Source organism: Caulobacter radicis (assembly GCF_003094615.1).
GTDB classification, from domain to species: domain Bacteria; phylum Pseudomonadota; class Alphaproteobacteria; order Caulobacterales; family Caulobacteraceae; genus Caulobacter; species Caulobacter radicis.
Map to the genome: position 1 here is coordinate 109,596 of NZ_QDKO01000020.1, position 21,512 is coordinate 131,107.

Here is a 21,512-nt window from a genome sequence, read left to right on the forward strand (position 1 = left end):
CCATTATCGATCAATCGTCACATTGATCGATCATCGTCGTACGAAGAGGGTGGAAAACAACCACTCCGACAGCTAAACGCACCCAATCACTCATTGAAGCGAGCTCCAATGTTCTCGAATCCCCGCGCCGATCTGGTTCCCAATACCGCCGCTTACGAAAACGAGCCGCTGGTCAAGGCGACGGGATTCCGCGAATACGATGCGCGCTGGCTGTTCGGTCCCGAAATCAACTTGCTGGGCGTTCAAGCCCTGGGCCTGGGTCTGGGCACCTATATCCATGAGCTGGGCCAGTCGAAGATCGTCGTCGGCCACGACTTCCGCTCGTACTCGGCCTCGATCAAGAACGCCCTGATCCTGGGCCTGCTGAGCGCCGGCTGCGAAGTCCACGACATCGGCCTGGCCCTGTCGCCGACCGCCTACTTCGCGCAGTTCGACCTCGACATCCCCTGCGTGGCCATGGTCACCGCCAGCCACAACGAAAACGGCTGGACCGGCGTGAAGATGGGCGCCCAGAAGCCGCTCACCTTCGGCCCGGACGAGATGGGCCGCCTGAAGGAGATCGTGCTGGGCGCGACGTTCGTCGAGCGCGAGGGCGGCAAGCTGATCCGCGTGCAGGGCGAGGCCCAGCGCTATATCGACGACGTCGCCAAGCGCGCCAGCATCACCCGCCCGCTGAAGGTCATCGCCGCCTGCGGCAACGGCACGGCCGGCGCCTTCGTGGTCGACGCCCTCGAGAAGATGGGCGTGGCCGAGCTGGTGCCGATGGACACCGACCTCGACTTCAACTTCCCGAAGTATAATCCGAACCCGGAAGACGCCGAGATGCTGCACGAGATGGCCCGCGCCGTCCGTGAGCATGGCGCGGACCTGGCCTTCGGCTTCGACGGCGACGGCGACCGTTGCGGCGTGGTCGACGACGAGGGCGAGGAGATCTTCGCCGACAAGATCGGCCTGATGCTGGCCCGCGACCTGGCCCCGCTGCATCCGGGCGCGACCTTCGTGGTCGACGTCAAGTCGACCGGCCTCTACGCCACCGACCCGATCCTCAAGGAACACGGCTGCAAGGTCATCTACTGGAAGACCGGCCACAGCTACATCAAGCGCAAGAGCGCCGAGCTGGGCGCCCTGGCCGGCTTCGAGAAGAGCGGCCACTTCTTCATGAACGGCGAGCTGGGCTATGGCTACGACTGCGGCCTGACCGCAGCGGCCGCCGTGCTGGCCATGCTCGACCGCAACCCGGGCAAGAAGCTGTCGGACCTGCGCAAGGCCCTGCCGGTGGCCTTCACCTCGCTGACCATGAGCCCGCACTGCGCCGACGAGGTGAAGTACGGCGTCGTCGCCGACGTGGTGAAGGAATACGAAGACCTGTTCGCCGCCGGCGGCTCGATCCTGGGCCGCAAGATCACCGAGGTGATCACCGTCAACGGCGTGCGCGTGCACCTGGAAGACGGCTCGTGGGTGCTGGTCCGCGCTTCGTCGAACAAGCCCGAGGTGGTGGTCGTGGTCGAAAGCACCCAGTCGGAAGACGACATGCGCGCCCTCTTCCGCCAGGAAGTGAAGCCGCGCCTGGGCGACCGGGTCGGCAAGTACAACCAGGAAATCTGATCGGGCTTACGCCCCTGAAGAACGAAAGGCCGGGGAGCGATCCCCGGCCTTTCTATTTGCCGGCGCCCATGGGCGGCGGCGCCCGCCGCAGATAAAGCCACTCTCCCGATACGGTTTCGAGCCTTGCGCTGTCGAAACGATGGAACCTCAGGCGGGCCTCCGGGGCGAGGCTTGGCAACACCGCCCGCCACCGGCTCGATCCGCCTTTAACGGACCGGGCGGGCGTACAGCTCTCCGCCGCGGGGAACTCCAGTCTCACCTGCTCGCCGACCACGCTGTAGCGACCCCGACAGCCGCCGGTTTCGGTCACCACGCCCCGTTCGAACGACAGCGCGTGCACTCGGGGGTCGACCCCGCCGTCGAACATCCAGCGGCCTTCCAGGGTCCAGGCTGCGCGCGGAACCAGGTCGGCCGCGTCGGCCCTGCATAGCCTGATCTCCTCGCCACGATCGCCGCGCAGGACAGGGCCGGCGTGGGTGAACCGCACCTGGCGCGGCAACGCGGCGGCCAGGATCGCGGGATCAGGCCTGGGCATGTCCTCGTTGAAGGATTGGCGCCTGGCCATCGCGTCCCGCGCCGACGCCATGGCCGCCTTGCATGCCGGGGTCGGGTCGAAACGCATGTGCAGCGCCGGGCCGCTCAGCCGGTAGATCCCCCGGCACCCCGCCCACTCATCGACCACGCCGTCGTGGAAGCGCACTATCCGCAGCGGCTCGGCAACACTGCGGGCGGCCGGCCAAGCGCAGATGCGCCAATCACCCTCCATCGAGCGCGCCGGCCTCGGCCGGGCGACAAGGGACAACTCTCCCGGCTCGGAGACCAGGCGCAGACGCCCCTCCTTTCGCTCGAAGGCCCGGACACGACCCAGCCGCGCGCCAAGCTGGTCCTCCAGCCGCATCGAGCGTTCGCCCTCGGCGCCAAGGCAGGCGACAAGCGTAGTGTCGAGGCTGGAGACCCTCAGCGCGCGCCCCGGCCCCGCATCGTAGGGGCCGCCGATACTGTTGCAGCCCGCGCCGGCCGAGACCTGCCCCTCGTCGAAAGTCACGACCGGTCGCTTGCCGACCACCGGCTGATCGTCGATGCGCTCCACCAGCCACTCGCCCTCGGGTCCGCAAGCGGACAGGGCCCCCGCTAGCCCAAGAGCGCGATCGTCTTCCGCGGGATGGGCAAGCGCGCTCCGACCTGGCTGAAGCTCAACCCTAGAGCGCGATGGCGGGCTGTCCAGCCCTTACGTCCCCGCCCCCAGCACCTCGCCGATCTTGTCGACCAGGGCCTTGCCGGTGAAGGGCTTCATCACGTAGCCCACCGCGCCCAGCTGCAGGGCCTGGACGATGCGGTCCAGACGCCCCTCCCCCGTCAGCATCAGCACCGGGATGTCCTCGGCGCCTTGCGCCGACTTCAGGCTGCGCAGAGCGTCGAGACCCGAAAGGCCCGGCATGCGCACATCAAGCAGGATCAGCGACGGAGGGGCCGAAGCCACCGCCGACAGCAGTTCCTCGACCGTCTCGAACGTGCGCGCGCCATAGCCGCCGCGACCAAGCTGGATCTCGACCAGCTCGCGCGTCAGGGCGTCGTCGTCGGCGACATAGATCTGAGGCGGCGTAACCAGCATGCGAACTCGAAAAAGGTTAACGCTGCTGCTTACCGCGCCGGCGGAGTCGCGCAAGTGCTCAAGCGCACACTTGCCCCCGATCCAGGGTCAGCGCGCACCGCCAGATCACCGCGTGCCGAAAGTGCGATCGCCGGCGTCGCCCAGGCCCGGAACGATATAGCCGTGGTCATTGAGCTGCGGATCCACCGCCGCCGTCCAGATCTCGACGTCGGGATGCGCCGCGCGCAGGGTCTCCACGCCCGGGACCGAGGCCAGCAGGCAGACGAAGCGCAGGTCGCGCACGCCGCGCTTCTTCAGGAGGTCGATGGCCGCCACCGCCGTGTGGCCGGTGGCCAGCATCGGGTCGACGACGATCACCAGGCGGTCGGCGATGTCTTCGGGGGTCTTGAAGTAGTATTCGACGGCTTCCAGGGTCTGGGGGTCGCGATAGAGGCCGATGTGGGCCACGCGGGCGGCCGGAACCAGGTCGAGCATGCCCTCGGCCATGCCCAGGCCCGCGCGCAGGATCGGGGCGAACACCAGCTTCTTGCCGGCGATGACCTTGGCTTTCGTCGGGGCGACGGGGGTCTGGATTTCGACCTCGTCCATCGAGAGCTGCCGCGTGACCTCGTAGCAGATCAGGGTCGCGGTCTCGCGCATCAGGGCGCGGAAGGTCTTGGTGGAGGTTTCCTTGTCCCGCATCAGGGTCAGCTTGTGCTGCACCAGCGGGTGGTCGACGATGGTCACGCCCGGAAGGGATTGGGTCGTCATGGGCGGCGGCATCCTGATCTTGAAACGGCTTTACCGTTCAAGTGCCGCCATCCGGCCTTCAGGCCAAGCGCTAATCAGCCGCCAAGGCCGACGATTGTCCTGAAGGCCCAGACGGTGCAGCCGATGCAGACCAGGAGCGTCATGAAGTCGGCCATTCCCGACCTCCGCTTCGCTACCTTTTCCTTCTTGGCCACGCCCGCCTCGCTGTCCCCTGCGAGCCCCCACTATCGCGCGGCAGGCTGAAGAGGATGCTTCCAAACGCGGTTAAGCGACCGTTTTCCAAAAGAAAAGCCGCGCCGCGCTTCCTTGGGGGGAGGATGAAGCGCGACGCGGCTGGTGGGCCGGGTCGTGGGGGGAGGAACCCGGCCGGGTCTTGAGCGAGACCCTCGCCCTTCGACGGGCTCAGGGTGAGGATCTCGAAGGCTCGGCCTTGGCCATGGTCCTCATCCTGAGCTTGTCGAAGGACGAGGACCACGCGCCAGACTTAGCCGTGCAGCTTGATGGCCGCGGCGGCGATCAGCTCGCCCTGGTGGCGGGCGCCGTCCAGGTCGATCTGGGTCGGCTGGCGGCTGCCGTCGCCGCCGGCGACCGTGGTGGCGCCGTAGGGCGCGCCGCCGACGATCTCGTCATTGTTCATCTGGCCCTGGTGGCTATAGGGCAGGCCGATGATCGTCATGCCGAAGTGCAGCAGGTTGGTGATGATCGAGAACAGGGTGGTTTCCTGGCCGCCGTGCTGGCTGGCGGTCGAGACGAAGGCGCCGCCGACCTTGCCGTTCAGCGCGCCGCGGGCCCACAGGCCGCCGGCCTGGTCGAGGAACGCGGCCATCTGCGAGCTCATGCGGCCAAACCGCGTGCCGGTGCCGACGATGATGGCGTCGTAGTCGGCCAGTTCGGCGACGGTGGCGATCGGCGCTTCCTGGTCCAGCTTGAAGTGAGCGCCCTTGGCGATCTCTTCCGGCACGGTCTCCGGAACGCGCTTGATGTCGACGGTGGCGCCGGTGCTGCGAGCGCCTTCGGCGATGGCCTTGGCCATCGTCTCGATGTGGCCGTACGACGAATAATAGAGGACCAGAACCTTGGCCATGAGAGTCTCCTAGAGAAGTCTTCTTTGAGGTTGGGGAGGAAAAGACGCGGCTGCGACAGCCGCGTCTTGAAGGAATGTCGCGACGCTTTTCTTAAGCGGCGTCGACCAGGACGAGTTCGGCGTCGGCCAGGGCCTTGACGCGAATGGTGTTCTCGTTGGCGATCGCCGCGCCGTCGCGGGTGTCGACCTTGACGCCGTTGACTTCGATCGAGCCCGTCGAAGGCACCAGGTAGGCATGGCGGCCGGCGCCCAGCGCGTACTCGGTTTCCTCGCCGGCCTTCAGCGTCGCGCCCAGGACGCGGGCGTCGGTGCGGATCGGCAGGGCGTCGGTGTCATCCGAGAAGCCGCTGGCCAGGGCCACGAACTTGCCGGAACGGTCGCCCTTCGGGAAAGGCTTGGCGCCCCAGGCGGGCGGTTCGCCGCCGCGGTCCGGAATGATCCAGATCTGGAAGATCTTGGTCACGCCCGGCTCGAGGTTGTATTCCGAGTGACGGATGCCGGTGCCGGCGCTCATCACCTGCACGTCGCCCGCTTCGGTGCGGCCCTTGTTGCCCAGGCTGTCCTGGTGGGTGATCGCGCCCTCGCGGACATAGGTGATGATCTCCATGTCGTTGTGCGGGTGCGGCGGGAAGCCCGTGCCGGCGGCGATGGTGTCGTCGTTCCAGACCCGCAGGGCACCCCAGTGGACGCGCTTGGGATCATGGTAGCCGGCGAACGAGAAGTGGTGCTTGGCGTCGAGCCAACCGTGATTGGCGCCGCCCAGGCTGTCGAACTTGCGAACTTCGATCATGTCGATCTCCTGGAGTGTCTTGTGTGGCTGGCCGTGTTGGCCTCTCCGTTGACGAGGAAGATGGAGACAGATCGCTTGATCCGAAATAGAAATGGTCGAAAGAAACCATTTCCAAAAACGACATCATGAAACTTCCCGACTTCGAGGCCTGGGCCGTGTTCGCCAAGGTGGCCGAGACCGGCTCTTTCGCCCGGGCCGCCAAGGACCTGGGCCTGTCGAACGCCACGGTGTCCAAGGCCGTCTCACGCCTCGAGCAGCGGCTGGGCGCCACCCTCTTCCACCGCACCTCGCGCCGGCTGTCGCTGACCGACAGCGGCCAGAGCTCGCTGGAGGCCGCCAGCCGCCTGCTGGCCGACGGCGAGAGCCTGGAACTGGAGGCCTCGGCCCAGTCGGCGACGCCCAGGGGACTGGTGCGGATGGCCGCGCCGATGTCGTTCGGGATCGCCCACCTGGGCCCTGCCCTGTCGGACTTCTTCGCCCTCTATCCGGAGGTGTCGGTCGAGCTTTCGCTGTCGGACCAGCTGATCGACATCGTCGAGGACGGCTTCGACCTGGCCTTGCGGATCTCGGCGCTGGAGGATTCGAGCCTGCTGGCCCGGCGGCTGTGCCCGGTGCGGGTGATGCTGGTCGGCTCGCCGGCCTATTTCGACAAGCATGGCCGGCCAGAGCACCCCAAGGATCTCGCCCGCCACCGCGCCCTCTTCTACACCGGCGGCCGCTCGCGCGACGCCTGGCGGTTCGAGCACAAGACCCACGGCCAGTACGCCATCAGCGTGCCCGCTCCCTTACGGGCCAACAACGCCGACGTCTTCCGCGCCCTGCTGCTGGACGGCCAGGCGCTGGCCATGCAGCCCGACTTCATGGCCTGGCACGACGTCGCCGCTGGCCGGCTGGAGCAGGTGCTGGCCGACTGGACCCCGCCGGCCATCGCCATGCACCTGGTCACCCCGCCCAACCCGATCCGCCCCGCGCGCGTGCGCGTGCTGATGGAGTTCCTGGCCGAACGGCTGGCCAAGGCGCCGTGGCTGGGATGAGTTCGGGACCGAAAACCTCGCCCTTCGACAAGCTCAGGGTGAGGTTTTCTACCGCAAGGCCGGTGAACTGGTCCTCATCCTGAGCTTGTCGAAGGACGAGGACCACGCACGACAAACGCCTCTGGCGCTCGCTGGCGACCGCTGCTAGGAAAGCCGTCCTCCGCTTCGGCCCCAACGCCGAACGCGCAGCGCGGGCGTGGTGAAACTGGTAGACGCGCCGGACTCAAAATCCGGTTCCGAAAGGAGTGTCGGTTCGACCCCGACCGCCCGCACCACCTTATCTGAAAAGGGCTTTGACGACAGTTCCGGCGTAGCATGCAGGCCGAACTTGCGCATTTAGCTACGATTGCAGCCCGCTTTCATTTCGAGGACTATTCGCGGTTATCGCTGAATTTCTAGCGCACACCCGGCGCATGATGGCCCCGTCGATGTTCTATGCGCCGCTCCCTCACCTGCCTCCTTCGAGGGGGTGACGACAAGATTTTCGATGCGCTGCGGGATTTTCCTTGATGCAGCCATAATGAGTTGACACTTAATCAACCGGCACACCATATCTGGTGCGCTAATTGCTCCCCTCCGGACTTGCCGAAAGGCCCCGGAGGGGTTTTATTTTCAGCGATGACACTTCAGGTCGCTGACGCTCCCGCAAAGAAACGTGCGATCGTTTTTATTGACGGTCAGAATCTTTATCATTGCGCCCGCGAGGCCTATTCCTGCACGCACCCTAATTACGATCCGCTCAAGTTGGCCCGCTTGGTCTGCGAAAAGCATGGCTGGCTTTTGAAACAGGTTCGTTTTTACACGGGCTACCCCAAAGCGGAGGATGATCCATTTTGGGCGAATTTTTGGCAGAAAAAACTGCTCGCCATTAGTCGCCAAGGGGTGAAGAAATTTAGCCGTCCGCTCCGCTACCGCAAAAAGACGATTAAGCTGAAGGACGGGTCAGAGATCGAGACTACCGTTGGCGAGGAAAAAGGTGTCGATGTCCGAATAGCAATTGATGTGATCAGATGCGCGCTCGACGCAGAATACGACGTAGCGGTGCTATTCACTCAGGACCAAGACCTTTCAGAGGCGACTGACGAAGTGAAAAAGATCGCAAGACAATTTGATCGAGCCGTTGAGGTTGCGTGCGCTTATCCGGTTGGTCCTGGCACGACTAATGCTCGCGGCATTAACGGCACACAGTGGATCAAGCTGAGCCGCGAAGAATACGACGCGTGTATCGACCCCGCCGATTACAGGTAACCGACGCGTAGCCATCGCTAGCCAAACAACAGCGCCTACTTCCGTTTCACGGTCTCAGCAGCGGCAAAGCCTCCTTCAGCCAGACCCTGACCCACCAGTCGGGCCGATCGTCCTTGGTCATCTCCGTGGTCCAGGCCAGCACGTCGGGATGGGTGATCCAGAACCCATAGGGCGGCGCGTGGCCGTCGTTCTCGAAACTCAGGTCGTGCTCTCGGTCCTCCGGCACGCCGGCATTGGGCATGACCCAGTCATCCGCCGGCGGCGGCTCCATGGCGTCGACGAAATGCAGGGCCGCCTGCAAGAGGCCGTTGCCCGAGTCGCTGGTCGCCACCTCGCGAGTCGCCGGGTGCCGCCGCAGGAAGGCGACCCCGGCCTCATTGGTCAGGACGATGGGCTTGAGAGCGGAAAGCGGCGTCGTGGTCATGGCCGCAAGCTAGGCGAGGCCGCCGGCCGACGCCAGGATTCGCAAGCGCCTCCTCACGCACGCCAAGACGCGAGCCCTGCCCTGGCAAGGCTCGCGCCGGCTGAAATCCTCGGATCTGTTCGCCGGAAGCGACGGGCGTCTCAGTCGCCCGAAAGCGGGTCGAGATCTTCCTCGGCCGTCTGCGGGCCGTCCCGTCTTCCACGATAGAGAATGATGCCGCCCCACACGATGACGCTGAGCGCCAATACGATCAGCGCCGGCCATTGAGCCATCTGCATTTGTTTCCACCCTGTTTTTTGACGATGCAATCACAGGTTCGCGGACGGCGCCACTCAGTTTGGGAAAACGGGTACGATTTCGTCGATCGGCGTTAGGTCTAGAATCCCTCTCTCTTCGAGAGAGGGTCAAACATAACCCTACCCCGCCGACCTCAGCGCGACGCCCTCGCCCCGCTCGGCCGCCAGGTACGCGGCCACCGCCTCCAGCGGCATCGGCCGGGCGAACAGGAAGCCCTGCACCACGCGGCAGCCCAGCGGCTGCAGCAGCACCAGTTGTTCCGGAGCCTCGACGCCCTCGACCACGCAGTCGAGGCCCAGGTTGCGGCAGAGGTCGAGGATAGTCTTGACGATGGCCCGGCGCTTGTCGGCCGCCTGCAGGCCGCGCATGAAGCTGCCGTCGATCTTCAGCTTGTCGATCGGCAGGCGGTGCACGTAGCTGAGGCTGGAATAGCCGGCCCCGAAGTCGTCCAGAGCGATCCGCACGCCCAGCGCCTTCAGGGTGGCCAGCGAGCGGGCGGCCTGGTCGAAGTCGCGCATGACCGCCGTCTCGGTGATCTCCAGGTCGATCCGCTCGGGGGCGACGCCGCTCTCTTCGATGATCGCCACGATGCGGGCGATCTGCTCGGGCGAGGCGATGTCGCGGACCGACAGGTTGAACGACAGCCGCACGTCGTCGGGCCAGGTCGCCGCCGCCTTCAGCGCCCAGGACAGCAGCACCGGCGACATGGCCGCGATCAGGCCCGAACGCTCGGCCACCGGCACGAAGTCGCCGGGCGACACCACGCCCAGGGTCGGGCTGGTCCAGCGGGCCAGGGCCTCGAAGCCGACGGTGCGTTCGCTCCTGATGTCGACCAGCGGCTGGAAGGCCAGGCTGAACTCGGCGTCCATGTCGGCATGGCGCAGGGCCTGCTCGATCAGGCCCGAGGCCTTGATCGCCGTCTCGTGGTCGGCCGAGAACACCACCGCCGCGCCGCGCACGTTCTGCTTGGCGTGATAGAGCGCGTAGTCGGCGCGCTCGTAGAGCAGGTTCGGCGCCGCGGCCGCGCTCGGATAGACGGCGAAGCCCACCGAGCCGGAGACCTGGGCGGTGACGCCGGGAAAGCAGTAGGGCTCGCGCAGGGCCGCGCAAAGCTCCGCGCCCAGGGCTTGCAGGGCGTCGGCGTCGAGGTCGGCCTCGATGATCAGGCCGTACTCGTCGCCGCCCAGCCGGGCCACGAACAGCGGCTGGCCGTGATCGCGGCTCAGGCGGTCGCCGGCCTCGACCAGCACCTTGTCGCCCACCGCGTGGCCATAGGCGTCGTTGACCGGCTTGAAGCCGTCCAGGTCGATGACCCCGACGGCGAAGCGCGCGCCCGAGGCGGCCGCCGCGTCGGTCACCCTTTGCAGCCGGGCGAAGAACTGGCGACGGTTGGGCAGGCCGGTCAGGACGTCCAGATTGGCCAGGCGCAGGTAGTCGTCGCTGAGGCTCTGGATCTCGGCCTGGCGCTCCTCCAGGCCGCGCCGCGATTCCACCAGCCGCGAGAAGTCGCGATAGGCGATCAGCAGGATGACCAGCATGGTCACCGCCACCAGGGCCATGTTGAAGCCGATCGCCGCCAGCACCGGCTTGCCGCTGGCGATCAGGAAGACGGTGATCGGCCCCACGACGATGCCGGTCAGCAGGAAAGCCGCCGCCCGCATGTGCATCAGGCAGAAGACGCAGCCGATGGCCGTGATGGCCATGTAGAACACGACGTGCGCCTGGGCGAAGGCGTCGCCATAGGGAAACAGGCTGAACGCCCACAGCGTGAAGCCCGCGCCCAGAATGCCGGCGAACACCATGGTCTGGCGCAGCAGGCGCTCGGCCCCGGCCGTGTCGATCGCCGTCCGGCGCGCCCGCCACCAGATCACCAGCCGCGCCAGGCTGACCACCGCCAGCAGCCCAGGGAAGCCCAAGGTCAGCACCGGCGGCGAGCTGTGCAGGTGGGTGGCCGACAGAGCGATCGTGTTGACCAGCACCAGGGCGTACATCATCGGCACCTGGCGCGAGAAGGCGCGCACCTGGGCCCTCAGCAGCTCGGGGGTCGACGGGACGGGTCTTGGCCAGGGGAATCGGAGCATCGAGCGGTCGCGTTGATTGTCGCTCCGTCGTGCGCCCCGCATCTTTAAGGCTTGATGATCAGCCACTTGCGCCCGGTGTGGCGCGATGTCGCGGCTACAGCCGCCGGTAACCCGCCACCCGCCGCGCCCAGACGGCGTGGTCGTCGATGGCCGCGTCGTCCGGCAGGCCGGGAACCAGCGACTCGGCCTCCAGCAGCCAGCGGTTGGCGTCGGCGTAGCGATCGGCGCGGCCAAAGCGCACCACGTCGTCGACCATGGCCCGCAGCAGCACGGTGGCGGCCAGCGGATAGCGGTGCTCCAGCAGCCGCGCGGCCGGCTCCAGCACCTCGGGCCGGTCGCCGTGCAGGGCCGGGCCGCGCTCCATCACCAGCCGAGACGCCTCGATCGCCGACGGCCACGCGGTCAGGAAGGCCAGGGCCTTGTACGGGTCGGGATAGGTCTGGGCGTAGACCAGGGCCTGCTCCTCGGCCTCGACGTCCTCGAAATCTGGCAGGCCCTTGAGGAAGGCGCGCAGGGCCTCGACCGAAAGGGTGGCCTTGAAGCTCGCCCAGCGCATGGCCTGGGCCTCCAGGGTCTCGCCGGCGGCCTCGAGCGCGGCGATGCGGGCCTCGCTCCAGGCGACGGCGCCGACATCGGCCTGTTCGGCCAGGCTCGGTCCGGGGGCCGATCGATCGAGCGCGGCCAGGGCCTGGGCCACCTGGCCGACGGCCAAGTAGCGCCGGGCGATCTGGGCCCCGATCGGCGGCAGCACCTGCTGCGAGGCGGTGAACAGGCCCGCGAAGCCCTCGACGTCGCCTTCCAGGTCGGCCAGCACCTGGGCGGCGGCGCGCAGGCGCGGGTCGGGACGGCGCTGGGCCGCCAGGCGTTCGCGCACCTTGCCGCGCAGCACGGCCACGGCGTCGTCGGCCAGGGCCGGCGCGGCGGCGCGCAGCAAATCCACCGACAGCTTGGTCGAGGCGCTTTCGACGAAGGCCAGCAGCGCATCGGCCAGGTAGCGGCTGTCCAGCGTCAGGGCCTTGGGCGACAGGCGGGCGACGTCGGCGACGGCCTGGTCGAACACGGCCTGCAGCTCGCCCTTGGGATCCTTGATCCGCCCTTCCAGGTCTTCGGAAACCCGCACCAGCCGCACCAGCACCGGCACGGCGATGTTGGGATCCAGCTCGCCCAGCTTGCCGCCGGCGGCCGCCCGGTGGGCGTCCAGGTCGCGGACGAAGTCCTTGAACTTGCGCCAGTTGATGCGCGCGCCGCTGCCGGCGATGGCGTCGATGCGCTTGTCGATCTCGGCGGCGAGGTCAGCCGCGCCCACCTCGCCCAGCAGGGCCAGCTTCAGGCGGCGCTTGATCGAGGCATGCCCATCGGCGACCTCGATCAGCAGCGCCGCCAGGGCCTCGGGGCCCAGATGCGCGAGATTGGCCGCGTTGACCGACTTGCGCGGCGCGGCCTTCTTGACGGCCTTGGGCTTGGGTTCGGCCAACCGCCCTCTCCTAGTGCGCCGCCTTCTTGCGCGGAATGAAGTGCAGCACGCCGGCGATGACGCCGCCGACGATCAGGCCGACGATGGCCGAGCCGATCGCGGTGGCCAGCCAGCCGGTGACCGCGCCGACCCCCGGAACCTGGCCGGCGAAGTGCGAGGCGCCCTCCACCCAGGCCGGGATCGGCGTCAGGTGGAAGTGGTGCAGGCCGTGGACGATGATGCCGCCGCCGACCCACAGCATGGCCGCGGTGCCGATATAGGCCAGGCTGCTCATGGCCACCGGCATGGCCTTGACCAGGCCGCGGCCGAACTTCTGGGTGGGCGCGCGCGGGCTCTTGGCCATGTGCAGGCCGATGTCGTCCATCTTCACGATCAGGGCGACGACGCCATAGACCAGGATGGTGATCACCACCCCGACCAGGGCCAGGGCGGCGGCCTGGATCGCCAGCGGCTTGTCGCTGACGTCGGCCAGGGCGATGGCCATGATCTCGGCCGACAGGATCAGGTCGGTGCGGATGGCGCCGGCGACCTTCTGCTTTTCCAGTTCCGGCCCGCTCAGCGCCAGTTCGTCGGTCGCGACCTCGTCCCCGTGGGGGACGAACATCTCGATGATCTTCTCGGTGGCCTCGAAGGCCAGATAGGCGCCGCCCAGCATCAGGATCGGCGTCACCGCCCAGGGCGCGAAGGCGCTGAGCGCCAGCGCGCCGGGCAGCAGGAACAAGAGCTTGTTGCGCAGCGAGCCGACGGCGATCTTGGCGACGATCGGCAGCTCGCGGTCGGGCGTGAAGCCCATGGCGTAGCCCGGGGTCACAGCGGCGTCGTCGACGACCACGCCCACGGCCTTGGTCCCCGCCTTGCCGGCGGCGGCGCCGATGTCGTCGACCGAGGCGGCGGCGATCTTGGCGATGCCGGCGACGTCATCCAGAAGCGCGACGAGACCCGAGGGCATGAAAGGACCTTGCGTGGATTCGGCCGCCCCACGCGGCCGGGAAGAGCGCCCTGCGTAAGGGCTCGCCGAGCGCGGGTAAAGAGCGCGGACGGCGATCGGGGGAGGAACGCCCACCCCAAGCCCCCGTTGCCTCGTCCCGGCCCAGGGCGTTGCCCCCTGCCTAGTCCCCAAAGCCCGCGCGCCGATCGGACTTCACCAGGACCCAGGCGGCCGCCAGCAGCACGACGCCGCTCCATGGCAGGCCCTCTGGCCCCTGCTCTCGCAGGATCAGGCCGCCGATCACGCCGCCGCAGGCGATCGCCAGGTTCCAGACGGTGACGATCATCGACTGGGCGACATCGGTCGCTTCCCCAGCGACGCGAGCCGACGCCGTCTGGAACAGGGTGGCCGCGCCGCCGAAGGCCGCCCCCCAGACGGCGATCGCCGCCAGGACCAGCCAGGGCTTTGCGCCGAACACGCCCAGCGCCAGCGCCGCCGCCAGAAACAGCCCGATGCTGGCCAGCGTCAGACCTCTCAGGCGGCGATCGACCTGCGCGCCCACCACCCAGATGCCGCCCAGCGCCACGACGCCGAACAGCAGCAGACCCGCGTCCACGCGATCGCCCAGCCCCGCCCTCTGCAACAGCGGCGCGATGTAGGTGTAGAGCACGTTGTGGGCCAGGACGAAGGCCAGGGTCACGGCCAGTATGGTCTTGAGGCCCGGCAGGGCGATGACCTGCTTCAAGGTCTTTCCCCGCGCGTCGGCCTGCCCGGGAAAGTCGGGAACGCCCCAGGCCACCCAGCCGACGAGCAGAAGACTGAGCCCGCTCATGATCATGAACACCGCGCGCCAGCCGATCACCGAGCCCAGCAGGGTCCCGGCCGGAATGCCGATCGCCAGGGCCAGCGGCGTGCCGACCATGGCCACCGCTATGGCCCGGCCGCGCAGGTGCTCCGGCGCCATGCGGCCCGCATAGCCGGCCAGCAGCGCCCAGACCAGTCCGGCGAACACGCCCGAGGCCAGGCGCGCCGCCAGCGTCAGGACATAGCTGTGCGACAGGGCCGTCACGGCGTTGGTCACCAGAAAGCCGCCGACCGCCAGCATCAGCAGCGGGCGCCGGCGCCATGTCCCGGTGGCCGCCGTCAGCGGAATGGCCGCGACCAGCGAGCCCAGCGCATAGGCCGTCACCAGCTGGCCGGCCATGGCCTGCGACACCGCCAGATCCGCGCTGATCTCGGGCAGCAGTCCCGCGGGCAGGGCCTCGGTCAGGATGGTCAGGAACCCCGCCGTCGCCAGGGCCGAAAGGCTCCACAGCGGCAACCCCGCCCTGGGCCCTTCCATCACCGCCTCGCTCACGAGGCCTGCTCCAGGCTCGGCAGGATCAGGTCGGTGACGCGATAGGTATGGAACTCGCTGCTGGAGACCTCGTCCAGGCGGCGGAACTTCTCGACGAACACGGGATCGGAGAAGAACTCGCCGACATTGCCTTCGTCGGCGATGGCCTCGATGTTCACCACCGTCAGGCCGTCGGTGCTCTTGGCCAGGTTGCTCCACAGGAAGCCCGGCTTGCCCGAGGCCAGGCGGACCACGTCCTGGATGATGGCGAAGGCCTCGTCCTGCAGGCCTGGCCGGGCATGGATGACGTTGACGATGAAGACGGTCGGCGTGGGCGCGGCGCTGAAGGCGGGCGTGAGCATGACGGAGTGTCCGAAGAAAGCGGCCCGATCGGCCGCGCCCCGGACACTGGCCGCGCGACAATCAGCGAAAAACAGGCCACACCTTCATTCAATTCGGACGTCCAAGTCCGCAATGGATATCGCCATGGACAGCCTGGGCGCGCTGAACGTCTTCGTTCGGGTCACCGAAACCCGCAGTTTCACCGCCGCCGCCGGCCGCCTCGGCGTCTCGCCCTCGGCGGTCGGCAAGGCCATTGCGCGGCTGGAAGCCCAGCTTGGAACGCGCCTCTTCCACCGCAGCACCCGCTCGGTGGCGCTGACCGCCGAGGGCGGCCTGCTGCTGGACCGCTGCCGGCGGATCTTCGCCGAGATCGATGCGCTGACGGGCGAGCTTTCGGCCTCGCGGGAAGCGCCGCGCGGCCGCCTGCGCGTCAGCTTCCCGCTGGTCGGCATGCTGCTGATGCCCACCCTGTCGGCGTTCATGCGGGCCTATCCCGAGATCGAGCTCGACCTGGATTTCACCGACCGCATCGTCGACGTCATCGAGGAGGGCTTCGACGCCGTCGTCCGCACGGGCGAGGTCTCCGATTCCCGCCTGATGACCCGCTCGCTCGGCTCGTTCGAGCACCGGGTGGTGGGCGCTCCCAGCTACTTCGAACGCCATGGAACGCCCCAGGCGCCCGAGGATCTCGCCAGCCACGCCTGCCTCCAGCACCGCTACCCCTCCACCGGCAAGCTGGAACGCTGGCCGCTGTATCGCGACGAGGTCTTCGTCGGCGACGGCCTGCCCACGGCCGTGACCGCCAGCACGCTGGAGCCCCTGATCTATCTCGCCGAACAGGGACAGGGCGTCACCTGCGTCCCGCTGTTCTCGGTGCGCGCGCAGTTGGCCTCGGGCGCCCTGGTCTGCGTGCTGGAGCCCTTCCTGAAGAGCACGGGGATGTTCCGCGTCGTCTGGCCGTCCAACCGGCTGTTGACGCCCAAGGTCCGCGCCCTGGTCGACTTTCTCGCGTCGGAACTGATGATCGCCGACTAGGACCGCCCCAGCCGCTTGCGGTTGGCCCGCACCTTGGCGCGATAGTGCTTGACCACCGCCCGCGTCGCCGCGTCGGGCGCCTGGGGCAGGCCGCCGGTCCAGAACTTCAGGCCGATGTCGGCGGCGGCGGCCATCTTCTCGGTGGTCATCCGCACCGCCTCGGCCTGGGCCCTGGCCCCGCCGCCGGCCAGGACCATGGTCCGCAGGCCGATGACGGTCGAGGCCTCCAGGCCCAGGGCCCAGGCGTCCAGCATCGTCGAGGGCCAGTCTTCCTTGCGGCGCGCCATGGCGGGTCTCCATTGCCTGCAAAGGGATCGCGCGAGGCCTCGCCCCGGTTCCGCGGCGGATGCGACATCGACGAACTCGACGGAACAAAAGAAGAACTATAGTCTGTGTGGATGGCCGTTCTCGATATCCGCCGCAAGCTCGCCATCCTCGCCGACGCCGCCAAGTACGACGCTTCCTGCGCCTCTTCGGGGGGCGAAAAACGCGACTCGGTGGGCGGCAAGGGCGTCGGCTCCACCGAGGGCATGGGCATCTGCCACGCCTACGCGCCGGACGGACGCTGCATCAGCCTGCTGAAGATCCTGCTGACCAACTTCTGCATCTACGACTGCGCCTACTGCATCAACCGGGTGTCGTCGAACACGCCCCGGGCGCGGTTTTCGGTGAAGGAAGTCGTCGACCTCACCCTCAACTTCTACAAGCGCAACTACATCGAGGGCCTGTTCCTGTCGTCGGGGGTGATCCAGAGCGGCGACTACACGATGGAAGAGATGGTCCGCATCGCCAAAAGCCTGCGGCTGGAGCACGATTTCCGCGGCTACATCCATCTGAAACTCATCCCGGAAGCCTCGCCCGAACTGGCGTCCGAGGCCGGGCTCTATGCCGACCGGGTGTCGATCAACATCGAACTGCCGCGCGACGACAGCCTGAAGTCCCTGGCCCCGGAAAAGGACGTCGGCGACATCAAGCGGGCCATGGGCCGCATGCGCCTGGCGATCGAGGACAAGGCCGAACCGGCCCGCAAGGCGCCCCGCAAGAGCTTCGCCCGCAGCCAGTCGACCCAGCTGATCGTCGGGGCCGACGCGGCCAAGGACGGCGACATCCTGGCCCGCAGCGCCTCGCTTTACGGCGCCTATCGCCTCAGCCGGGTCTACTACTCGGCCTTCAGTCCGATCCCGGACGCCAGCCACCGCCTGCCCTCGGCCCGCCCGCCCCTGCTGCGCGAGCACCGCCTCTACCAGGCCGACTGGCTGATGCGGTTCTACGGTTTCGCCCAGCCCGAGATCATCGGACAGGGCGAGGATCTCGACCTGTCGGTCGATCCCAAGACCGCGTGGGCGCTGCGAAACCGCGACAGGTTCCCCGTCGACGTCAACGCCGCCGACCGCGAGACCCTGCTGCGCGTGCCGGGCCTGGGCGCCAAGGCCGTCGACCGCATCCTTGCAGCCCGCAGGCAGGCGCGCCTGACCATCGACGACCTCAAGCGCGTGGGCGCGGTGGTCAAACGCGCCAGGGCCTTCGTCGTCGCCGAGGGCTGGACGCCGGGCGCGGTCACCGACGGCGAGCACCTGAAGGCCCGCCTCGTCGAACCGGCCCAACTGAGCCTGTTCTGATGCGCGTGGTGCGGCTTTCGTCGGAGATCGACTTCGACGGCTGGCGAGCCGCCGCCCGACGGCTGCGCGCCGAGGGCGTCGCGCCCGACACCGTAATCTGGACAACGGAACCCGACCTCTTCTCCCCTCCCCCTTGCGGGGAGGGGGCAGGGGGTGGGGGTGTCGGCTCAGAATTGGCCATTGGCCTGCCCTCCACGACGGCGCCAGCACCTCCACCCCTCCCCGCAAGGGGGAGGGGCTTCACCGTGCCGCCGGCCTTCGTCGACCTCGCGCGCTCCGTGATCCTGCACCGCTCCGGCGAGCGCTTCGCCCTGCTCTATCGGCTGCTGTGGCGGCTGGAGCGCGAACCCCGGCTGATCGACAATCCCGCCGATCCCGACGTCGCCAGGGCCCACGACATGCAGAAGGCCGTCGCCCGGGCGATCCACAAGATGCACGCCTTCGCGCGCTTTCGCCTCGTCGAGACCGAGCCGGAGACGTACGCCGCCTGGTTCGAGCCGGCCCATCGCGTCACCGAGGCAGCAGCCCCGTTCTTCGCCCGCCGCTTCACCAACATGACCTGGACGATCCTGACCCCCGACGCCTGCGTCGCGTGGGACGGCGCGAGCCTGAAGGTCTCCGAAGGCGCCGATCCGGCCGACGCCCCTTCCGAAGACGCCCAGGAAGAGCTCTGGCGCACCTACTACGCCTCGATCTTCAATCCCGCCCGGCTGAACGAGAGGATGATGCGCCAGGAGATGCCCAAGCGGTACTGGCGCAACCTGCCCGAGGCCCGGCTGATCCCGCAGCTGGTCGAGACCGCCCAGGCGCGCGCCGCCGCCATGGTCGCCGCCGCGCCCTCGCCGCCGCCCGACCGGGTGCTGAAGGCCACCCTGCGCCACGCTCGCGACGGATCCTACAATGGCGACCTGCCCACCAGCCTCGACGAGGTGGCCGCCGCCGTGCAGGTCTGCCGCCGCTGCGACCTCTGGCGCAACTGCACCCAGGCCGTGCCGGGCCAGGGCGCGGCCCATGCGCCGCTGATGTTCGTCGGCGAGCAGCCCGGCGACCACGAAGACCTGGCCGGCCTGCCCTTCGTCGGCCCCGCCGGCCAGGTGTTCGACGCGGCGCTGCAGGAGGCCGGCGCGCCGCGCGATCGCGCCTTCGTCACCAACGCCGTCAAGCATTTCAAGCACGAGCCGCGCGGCAAGCGACGCATCCACAAGACCCCCGATCGCGGCGAGGTGCAGGCCTGCCGCTGGTGGCTGGACGCCGAGCGGCGGCTGGTCCGCCCTCGGGTGATCGTGGCCCTGGGCGCGACGGCGGCCATGGCGTTGACGGGCAAGGCCACGTCCGTCGGCGACAACCGCGGCCGCCCCTTCCAGTTGCCCGACCAGGCGCAACTGGTCGTCACCTACCACCCCTCGTTCCTGCTGCGGCTGCCCGACGCCGACGCGCGCGAGCGGGCCCGGGCCGAATTCGTCGGCGACCTGCGCCTTGCGGGCGAGCTTGCAAGACTGATCGACTGAAGCGAGCAAAGCCGCCCACCCGGCGAGCGCTGCGCGCAAAAATTCTGCTCAATCTTTTGGCGACGCCCGTTCGCGCGCAATCCCTTGCCCCGCCTCGTAATACTCAGCGCCGGAACGAGGCGCATAAGCCCTCCCCGCCGCCCGGGGCGCTCCATCGCCTCTTGCCACGACGGCGCTGCCGGGGTTGGTTCCCGGCCGGGGAAGAGGGGCGATGACAGCAGACGACGAAGAGCGGCGCGCCTGGTTCCGGAGGGAGATCCTGCCCCTGGAGCCGAGGCTTCTGGCCTATGCGCGCAAGTTCTGCCGCGACGGCGAGACCGATCCGGAGGATCTGGTCCACGACGCCTTCACCCGCGTGATCGCCTGCAAGACCTGGCGCGAGATCACCAATCCGGCCGCCTTCGCCTCGCGCACCCTGCGCAACGTGGCCTTCGACGGCCTGCGCCGCCGCAAGGTGCTGACCATCACCGCCGTCGCCGACTTCGAGCTGATCGGCGGCATGGACGAGACGCCCGGCCCCGAAGCCACGCTGGTGTCGCGCGACGAGCTGCGCCAGCTTCGCGAGGCGATATCGGAACTGCCGACACAATGTCGGCGTGTATTCACCCTTCGGAAAGTTTATAGCCTGTCGCCGGGCGAGATAGCGGTCCGCATGGGTCTGTCCGTCTCAACGGTGGAGAAGCACCTGATCAAGGGGCTTCGCTATTGTTCCGAAAAGCTGGGCCGCGCGGGCGCGACCCAAGCAGTGCGTATCGACGAAGGGCGTTCATGGGCCGGGAAGCGGGATCGCGACGCGAAGCGGTGAGAGCGGCCGCCGCCGAATGGGCGGTGCGGCTGTCCGATCCCGCCTGCGCGGCTGATACGCGCGCGGCCTTCGAGGCCTGGCGCGCCGAGAGCTTCGAGAACGAGGCCGCGTTCGAGCGCGCCCACGCCGCCTGGGAGCGGACCGAACGCCTGCGCGCCTTCAAGCCGGGCCTTGCCAAACCCGACGCCGACCTGTTCGCGCCGCAAGACGCCCCGCGCCACGCCTTCGACCGCCGCTCACCCTGGACGCTGATGGCCGCGCTCGCCGCCATATCCGGCGTGGTCGGAACCGGCGTGATGACCGCCACCGCCTCGACCGCCTACGCCACCGACATCGGCGAGCGCCGCGTCGTGGTCCTGGCCGACAACAGCCGCATCGAGCTCAACACCGACAGCAAGGTCGTGGTGCGCTATCGCGGCGGCGTGCGCGAGGTGAAGCTGGTCAAGGGCGAGGCCCTGTTCGAGGCCGCCGCCGACAAGCGCCCCTTCGTGGTCAAGGCCCGCGACGCCCGCATCGAAACCACCGGCGGCGAACTGTCCGTCCGCCTGGGCGCCGAGAACGCCGCCGTCACCGTGCGTCGCGGCGCGGTCGAGGTCGAGCCCGACGGCAAGGGCCCGGCCAAGGAAACCAAGGTCGCGGCCGGCACGGCCATGGTCTACGGCCCGGCCGGCAGCCACGCCCAGCCGCTGTCGGACGCCGAGATCGAGCGGGCCCTGGCCTGGCGCCAGGGCGCGATCGCCCTGAACGGCCAGTCGCTTAGCCAGGCCGTGGCCGAGTTCAACCGCTACAACCGCCGCAAGGTCCGCATCGCCGACCCGTCGATCGCCGACCTGCGCCTGGCCGGCTATTTCCAGAGCACCGAACCCATGGCCTTCGTCACCGCCGTCACCCACACCTTCCCGGTGCGGGCCAGCGAAGGCGAGGACGGCGTGATCCGCCTGGCCCGCAAGGGATAGCCGAAGATCCTCCCCCTCTGGGGGAGGTGTCGCCGAAGGCGACGGAGGGGGGCCGTTTTCAGCTGCCGAAGCGCCGGCCGCGGCGCCTCAAAGCCCTTCCCCCTCGATGGGGGAAGGGTTGGGATGGGGGTGACGCCGCGCGTTCAGCCCGTACGTCCTTTCAAGCCTGACCGCCGCAACCACCCCCAACCCCGGCCCTTCCCCCATCAAGGGGGGAAGGGAGAAGTCTCCGAAGGGGATAGAGCAGCGTGGATCCCCGGCGTTGGCCGAAAACTCCTGAACCAATCCAATCCCTTGCAACTTTCTCAGCCAAACTTATCAGACGCGCCCAGCCCTGGGTCATAATCAAACCCGTCCCCGCCATGGGGAGGGCTCTTGGTACCGGCCCAAGCGTGGCGAGGACCGCATCGAGCGGGGCCGCTCGGAGCGTCGTGGGAAAAGGCGGGTTTGCAGGAGCGCTCACGAGGCGTGATTGGGCCGCCAAGCCGTCCATGGCGTAACGAGCGGGTCGACAGGGCCGGGATCGTTCAAACCGGCCTAACAGGATCAGCCGAGGCCGCCGCCGGATTACCGCGGGGCTATTG

At 68.3% G+C, this 21,512-nt stretch carries 21 protein-coding genes and 1 tRNA gene; 9 read left to right on the forward strand and 13 right to left on the reverse strand.

Translation table 11 applies throughout. The annotated features are described in order from the left end of the window. Positions 1–108 precede the first annotated feature (108 nt). Positions 109–1,605, forward strand: coding sequence for a phosphomannomutase/phosphoglucomutase (locus DDF62_RS12195; protein WP_116489363.1), 1,497 nt, complete (start codon positions 109–111; stop codon positions 1,603–1,605). A gap of 52 nt (positions 1,606–1,657) precedes the next feature. Here DDF62_RS12195 and DDF62_RS12200 read toward each other — a convergent pair whose 3' ends face one another. The 5 genes from DDF62_RS12200 to DDF62_RS12220 all read right to left on the reverse strand — a co-directional run bounded on the left by DDF62_RS12200 (position 1,658) and on the right by DDF62_RS12220 (position 5,841). Further along, complete coding sequence (locus tag DDF62_RS12200; protein WP_116489364.1) at positions 1,658–2,830, reverse strand: META domain-containing protein; 1,173 nt, start codon at positions 2,828–2,830, stop codon at positions 1,658–1,660. 3 nt (positions 2,831–2,833) lie between these two features. Then, positions 2,834–3,217 carry a response regulator gene (locus DDF62_RS12205; RefSeq protein WP_116489365.1) on the reverse strand — a complete coding sequence of 128 codons (384 nt, stop codon included), beginning with the start codon at positions 3,215–3,217 and terminating at the stop codon, positions 2,834–2,836. 105 nt (positions 3,218–3,322) lie between these two features. Beyond that, positions 3,323–3,967 carry a uracil phosphoribosyltransferase gene (upp, locus tag DDF62_RS12210; protein ID WP_116489501.1) on the reverse strand — a complete coding sequence of 215 codons (645 nt, stop codon included), beginning with the start codon at positions 3,965–3,967 and terminating at the stop codon, positions 3,323–3,325. A gap of 484 nt (positions 3,968–4,451) precedes the next feature. Beyond that, complete coding sequence (gene wrbA, locus DDF62_RS12215; RefSeq protein ID WP_116489366.1) at positions 4,452–5,051, reverse strand: NAD(P)H:quinone oxidoreductase; 600 nt, start codon at positions 5,049–5,051, stop codon at positions 4,452–4,454. 91 nt (positions 5,052–5,142) lie between these two features. Further along, positions 5,143–5,841 (reverse strand): pirin family protein, encoded by a 699-nt coding sequence (locus tag DDF62_RS12220; protein ID WP_116489367.1) that lies wholly within the window; start codon positions 5,839–5,841, stop codon positions 5,143–5,145. 125 nt (positions 5,842–5,966) lie between these two features. On the opposite strand from DDF62_RS12220, the gene DDF62_RS12225 reads away from it, so the two are divergent. The 3 genes from DDF62_RS12225 to DDF62_RS12235 all read left to right on the forward strand — a co-directional run bounded on the left by DDF62_RS12225 (position 5,967) and on the right by DDF62_RS12235 (position 8,123). Continuing rightward, on the forward strand, positions 5,967–6,875 hold the full coding sequence (locus DDF62_RS12225) for a LysR family transcriptional regulator (RefSeq protein ID WP_116489368.1): 909 nt from the start codon (positions 5,967–5,969) through the stop codon (positions 6,873–6,875). A gap of 190 nt (positions 6,876–7,065) precedes the next feature. Next, positions 7,066–7,150, forward strand: a tRNA-Leu gene (locus DDF62_RS12230). A 343-nt stretch (positions 7,151–7,493) separates the two neighbouring features. Then, entirely contained in the window at positions 7,494–8,123 is a 630-nt protein-coding gene (locus DDF62_RS12235) for an NYN domain-containing protein (protein WP_116489369.1), read from the forward strand. A gap of 46 nt (positions 8,124–8,169) precedes the next feature. Here DDF62_RS12235 and DDF62_RS12240 read toward each other — a convergent pair whose 3' ends face one another. The 7 genes from DDF62_RS12240 to DDF62_RS12265 form a co-directional block, all read right to left on the reverse strand. Continuing rightward, on the reverse strand, positions 8,170–8,547 hold the full coding sequence (locus tag DDF62_RS12240; RefSeq protein WP_116489370.1) for a hypothetical protein: 378 nt from the start codon (positions 8,545–8,547) through the stop codon (positions 8,170–8,172). A 140-nt stretch (positions 8,548–8,687) separates the two neighbouring features. Continuing rightward, positions 8,688–8,825 carry a hypothetical protein gene (locus tag DDF62_RS25595; protein WP_165832240.1) on the reverse strand — a complete coding sequence of 46 codons (138 nt, stop codon included), beginning with the start codon at positions 8,823–8,825 and terminating at the stop codon, positions 8,688–8,690. A gap of 138 nt (positions 8,826–8,963) precedes the next feature. Next, positions 8,964–10,925, reverse strand: a complete 1,962-nt coding sequence (locus DDF62_RS12245; protein ID WP_116489371.1) for a putative bifunctional diguanylate cyclase/phosphodiesterase — start codon at positions 10,923–10,925, stop codon at positions 8,964–8,966. A 94-nt stretch (positions 10,926–11,019) separates the two neighbouring features. Continuing rightward, positions 11,020–12,399: a DUF6880 family protein gene (locus DDF62_RS12250; protein ID WP_116489372.1), complete on the reverse strand. Its 1,380-nt coding sequence runs from the start codon at positions 12,397–12,399 to the stop codon at positions 11,020–11,022. Positions 12,400–12,409: 10 nt separating this feature from the next. Then, the gene (locus DDF62_RS12255) at positions 12,410–13,348 is read right to left on the reverse strand and encodes a DUF808 domain-containing protein (RefSeq protein ID WP_116489373.1); all 939 of its coding nucleotides are present in this window, start codon (positions 13,346–13,348) and stop codon (positions 12,410–12,412) included. A gap of 160 nt (positions 13,349–13,508) precedes the next feature. After that, complete coding sequence (locus DDF62_RS12260; RefSeq protein ID WP_244286802.1) at positions 13,509–14,684, reverse strand: MFS transporter; 1,176 nt, start codon at positions 14,682–14,684, stop codon at positions 13,509–13,511. Continuing rightward, complete coding sequence (locus DDF62_RS12265) at positions 14,681–15,025, reverse strand: antibiotic biosynthesis monooxygenase (RefSeq protein WP_116489374.1); 345 nt, start codon at positions 15,023–15,025, stop codon at positions 14,681–14,683. Before DDF62_RS12265 ends, DDF62_RS12260 begins: the two co-directional genes overlap by 4 nt. A 112-nt stretch (positions 15,026–15,137) precedes the next feature. Here DDF62_RS12265 and DDF62_RS12270 point away from each other — a divergent pair, with 112 nt between their 5' ends. Further along, the gene (locus tag DDF62_RS12270; RefSeq protein WP_244286803.1) at positions 15,138–16,040 is read left to right on the forward strand and encodes a LysR family transcriptional regulator; all 903 of its coding nucleotides are present in this window, start codon (positions 15,138–15,140) and stop codon (positions 16,038–16,040) included. Here DDF62_RS12270 and DDF62_RS12275 read toward each other — a convergent pair. Next, on the reverse strand, positions 16,037–16,327 hold the full coding sequence (locus tag DDF62_RS12275) for a hypothetical protein (RefSeq protein WP_208866857.1): 291 nt from the start codon (positions 16,325–16,327) through the stop codon (positions 16,037–16,039). The two genes, DDF62_RS12270 and DDF62_RS12275, sit on opposite strands and share 4 nt — an antisense overlap. 111 nt (positions 16,328–16,438) lie before the next feature. Between DDF62_RS12275 and DDF62_RS12280 the strand changes: the two genes are divergently transcribed. The 4 genes from DDF62_RS12280 (at position 16,439) to DDF62_RS12295 (ending at position 20,928) form a co-directional block, all read left to right on the forward strand. After that, positions 16,439–17,659 carry a putative DNA modification/repair radical SAM protein gene (locus DDF62_RS12280; RefSeq protein ID WP_116489375.1) on the forward strand — a complete coding sequence of 407 codons (1,221 nt, stop codon included), beginning with the start codon at positions 16,439–16,441 and terminating at the stop codon, positions 17,657–17,659. Beyond that, positions 17,659–19,167, forward strand: a complete 1,509-nt coding sequence (locus DDF62_RS12285) for a UdgX family uracil-DNA binding protein (RefSeq protein WP_116489376.1) — start codon at positions 17,659–17,661, stop codon at positions 19,165–19,167. Before DDF62_RS12280 ends, DDF62_RS12285 begins: the two co-directional genes overlap by 1 nt. Positions 19,168–19,378: 211 nt before the next feature. Further along, positions 19,379–19,972 carry an RNA polymerase sigma factor gene (locus tag DDF62_RS12290; protein ID WP_116489377.1) on the forward strand — a complete coding sequence of 198 codons (594 nt, stop codon included), beginning with the start codon at positions 19,379–19,381 and terminating at the stop codon, positions 19,970–19,972. Beyond that, positions 19,969–20,928, forward strand: coding sequence for a FecR family protein (locus DDF62_RS12295; RefSeq protein WP_244286804.1), 960 nt, complete (start codon positions 19,969–19,971; stop codon positions 20,926–20,928). The genes DDF62_RS12290 and DDF62_RS12295 overlap by 4 nt, the downstream gene beginning before the upstream one ends. The last annotated feature ends 584 nt before the right edge of the window (positions 20,929–21,512 follow it).

Bases quoted from the DNA above. Each gene is read 5' to 3' on its own strand.
- DDF62_RS12195 (WP_116489363.1), top strand. From the start codon at position 109: ATGTTCTCGAATCCCCGCGCCGATCTGGTTCCCAATACCGCCGCTTAC.
- DDF62_RS12205 (WP_116489365.1), bottom strand. From the start codon at position 3,217: ATGCTGGTTACGCCGCCTCAGATCTATGTCGCCGACGACGACGCCCTG.
- upp (WP_116489501.1), bottom strand. From the start codon at position 3,967: ATGACGACCCAATCCCTTCCGGGCGTGACCATCGTCGACCACCCGCTG.
- wrbA (WP_116489366.1), bottom strand. From the start codon at position 5,051: ATGGCCAAGGTTCTGGTCCTCTATTATTCGTCGTACGGCCACATCGAG.
- DDF62_RS12220 (WP_116489367.1), bottom strand. From the start codon at position 5,841: ATGATCGAAGTTCGCAAGTTCGACAGCCTGGGCGGCGCCAATCACGGT.
- DDF62_RS12225 (WP_116489368.1), top strand. From the start codon at position 5,967: ATGAAACTTCCCGACTTCGAGGCCTGGGCCGTGTTCGCCAAGGTGGCC.
- DDF62_RS12235 (WP_116489369.1), top strand. From the start codon at position 7,494: ATGACACTTCAGGTCGCTGACGCTCCCGCAAAGAAACGTGCGATCGTT.
- DDF62_RS12240 (WP_116489370.1), bottom strand. From the start codon at position 8,547: ATGACCACGACGCCGCTTTCCGCTCTCAAGCCCATCGTCCTGACCAAT.
- DDF62_RS25595 (WP_165832240.1), bottom strand. From the start codon at position 8,825: ATGCAGATGGCTCAATGGCCGGCGCTGATCGTATTGGCGCTCAGCGTC.
- DDF62_RS12245 (WP_116489371.1), bottom strand. From the start codon at position 10,925: ATGCTCCGATTCCCCTGGCCAAGACCCGTCCCGTCGACCCCCGAGCTG.
- DDF62_RS12255 (WP_116489373.1), bottom strand. From the start codon at position 13,348: ATGCCCTCGGGTCTCGTCGCGCTTCTGGATGACGTCGCCGGCATCGCC.
- DDF62_RS12265 (WP_116489374.1), bottom strand. From the start codon at position 15,025: ATGCTCACGCCCGCCTTCAGCGCCGCGCCCACGCCGACCGTCTTCATC.
- DDF62_RS12270 (WP_244286803.1), top strand. From the start codon at position 15,138: ATGGATATCGCCATGGACAGCCTGGGCGCGCTGAACGTCTTCGTTCGG.
- DDF62_RS12275 (WP_208866857.1), bottom strand. From the start codon at position 16,327: ATGGCGCGCCGCAAGGAAGACTGGCCCTCGACGATGCTGGACGCCTGG.
- DDF62_RS12280 (WP_116489375.1), top strand. From the start codon at position 16,439: ATGGCCGTTCTCGATATCCGCCGCAAGCTCGCCATCCTCGCCGACGCC.
- DDF62_RS12285 (WP_116489376.1), top strand. From the start codon at position 17,659: ATGCGCGTGGTGCGGCTTTCGTCGGAGATCGACTTCGACGGCTGGCGA.
- DDF62_RS12290 (WP_116489377.1), top strand. From the start codon at position 19,379: ATGACAGCAGACGACGAAGAGCGGCGCGCCTGGTTCCGGAGGGAGATC.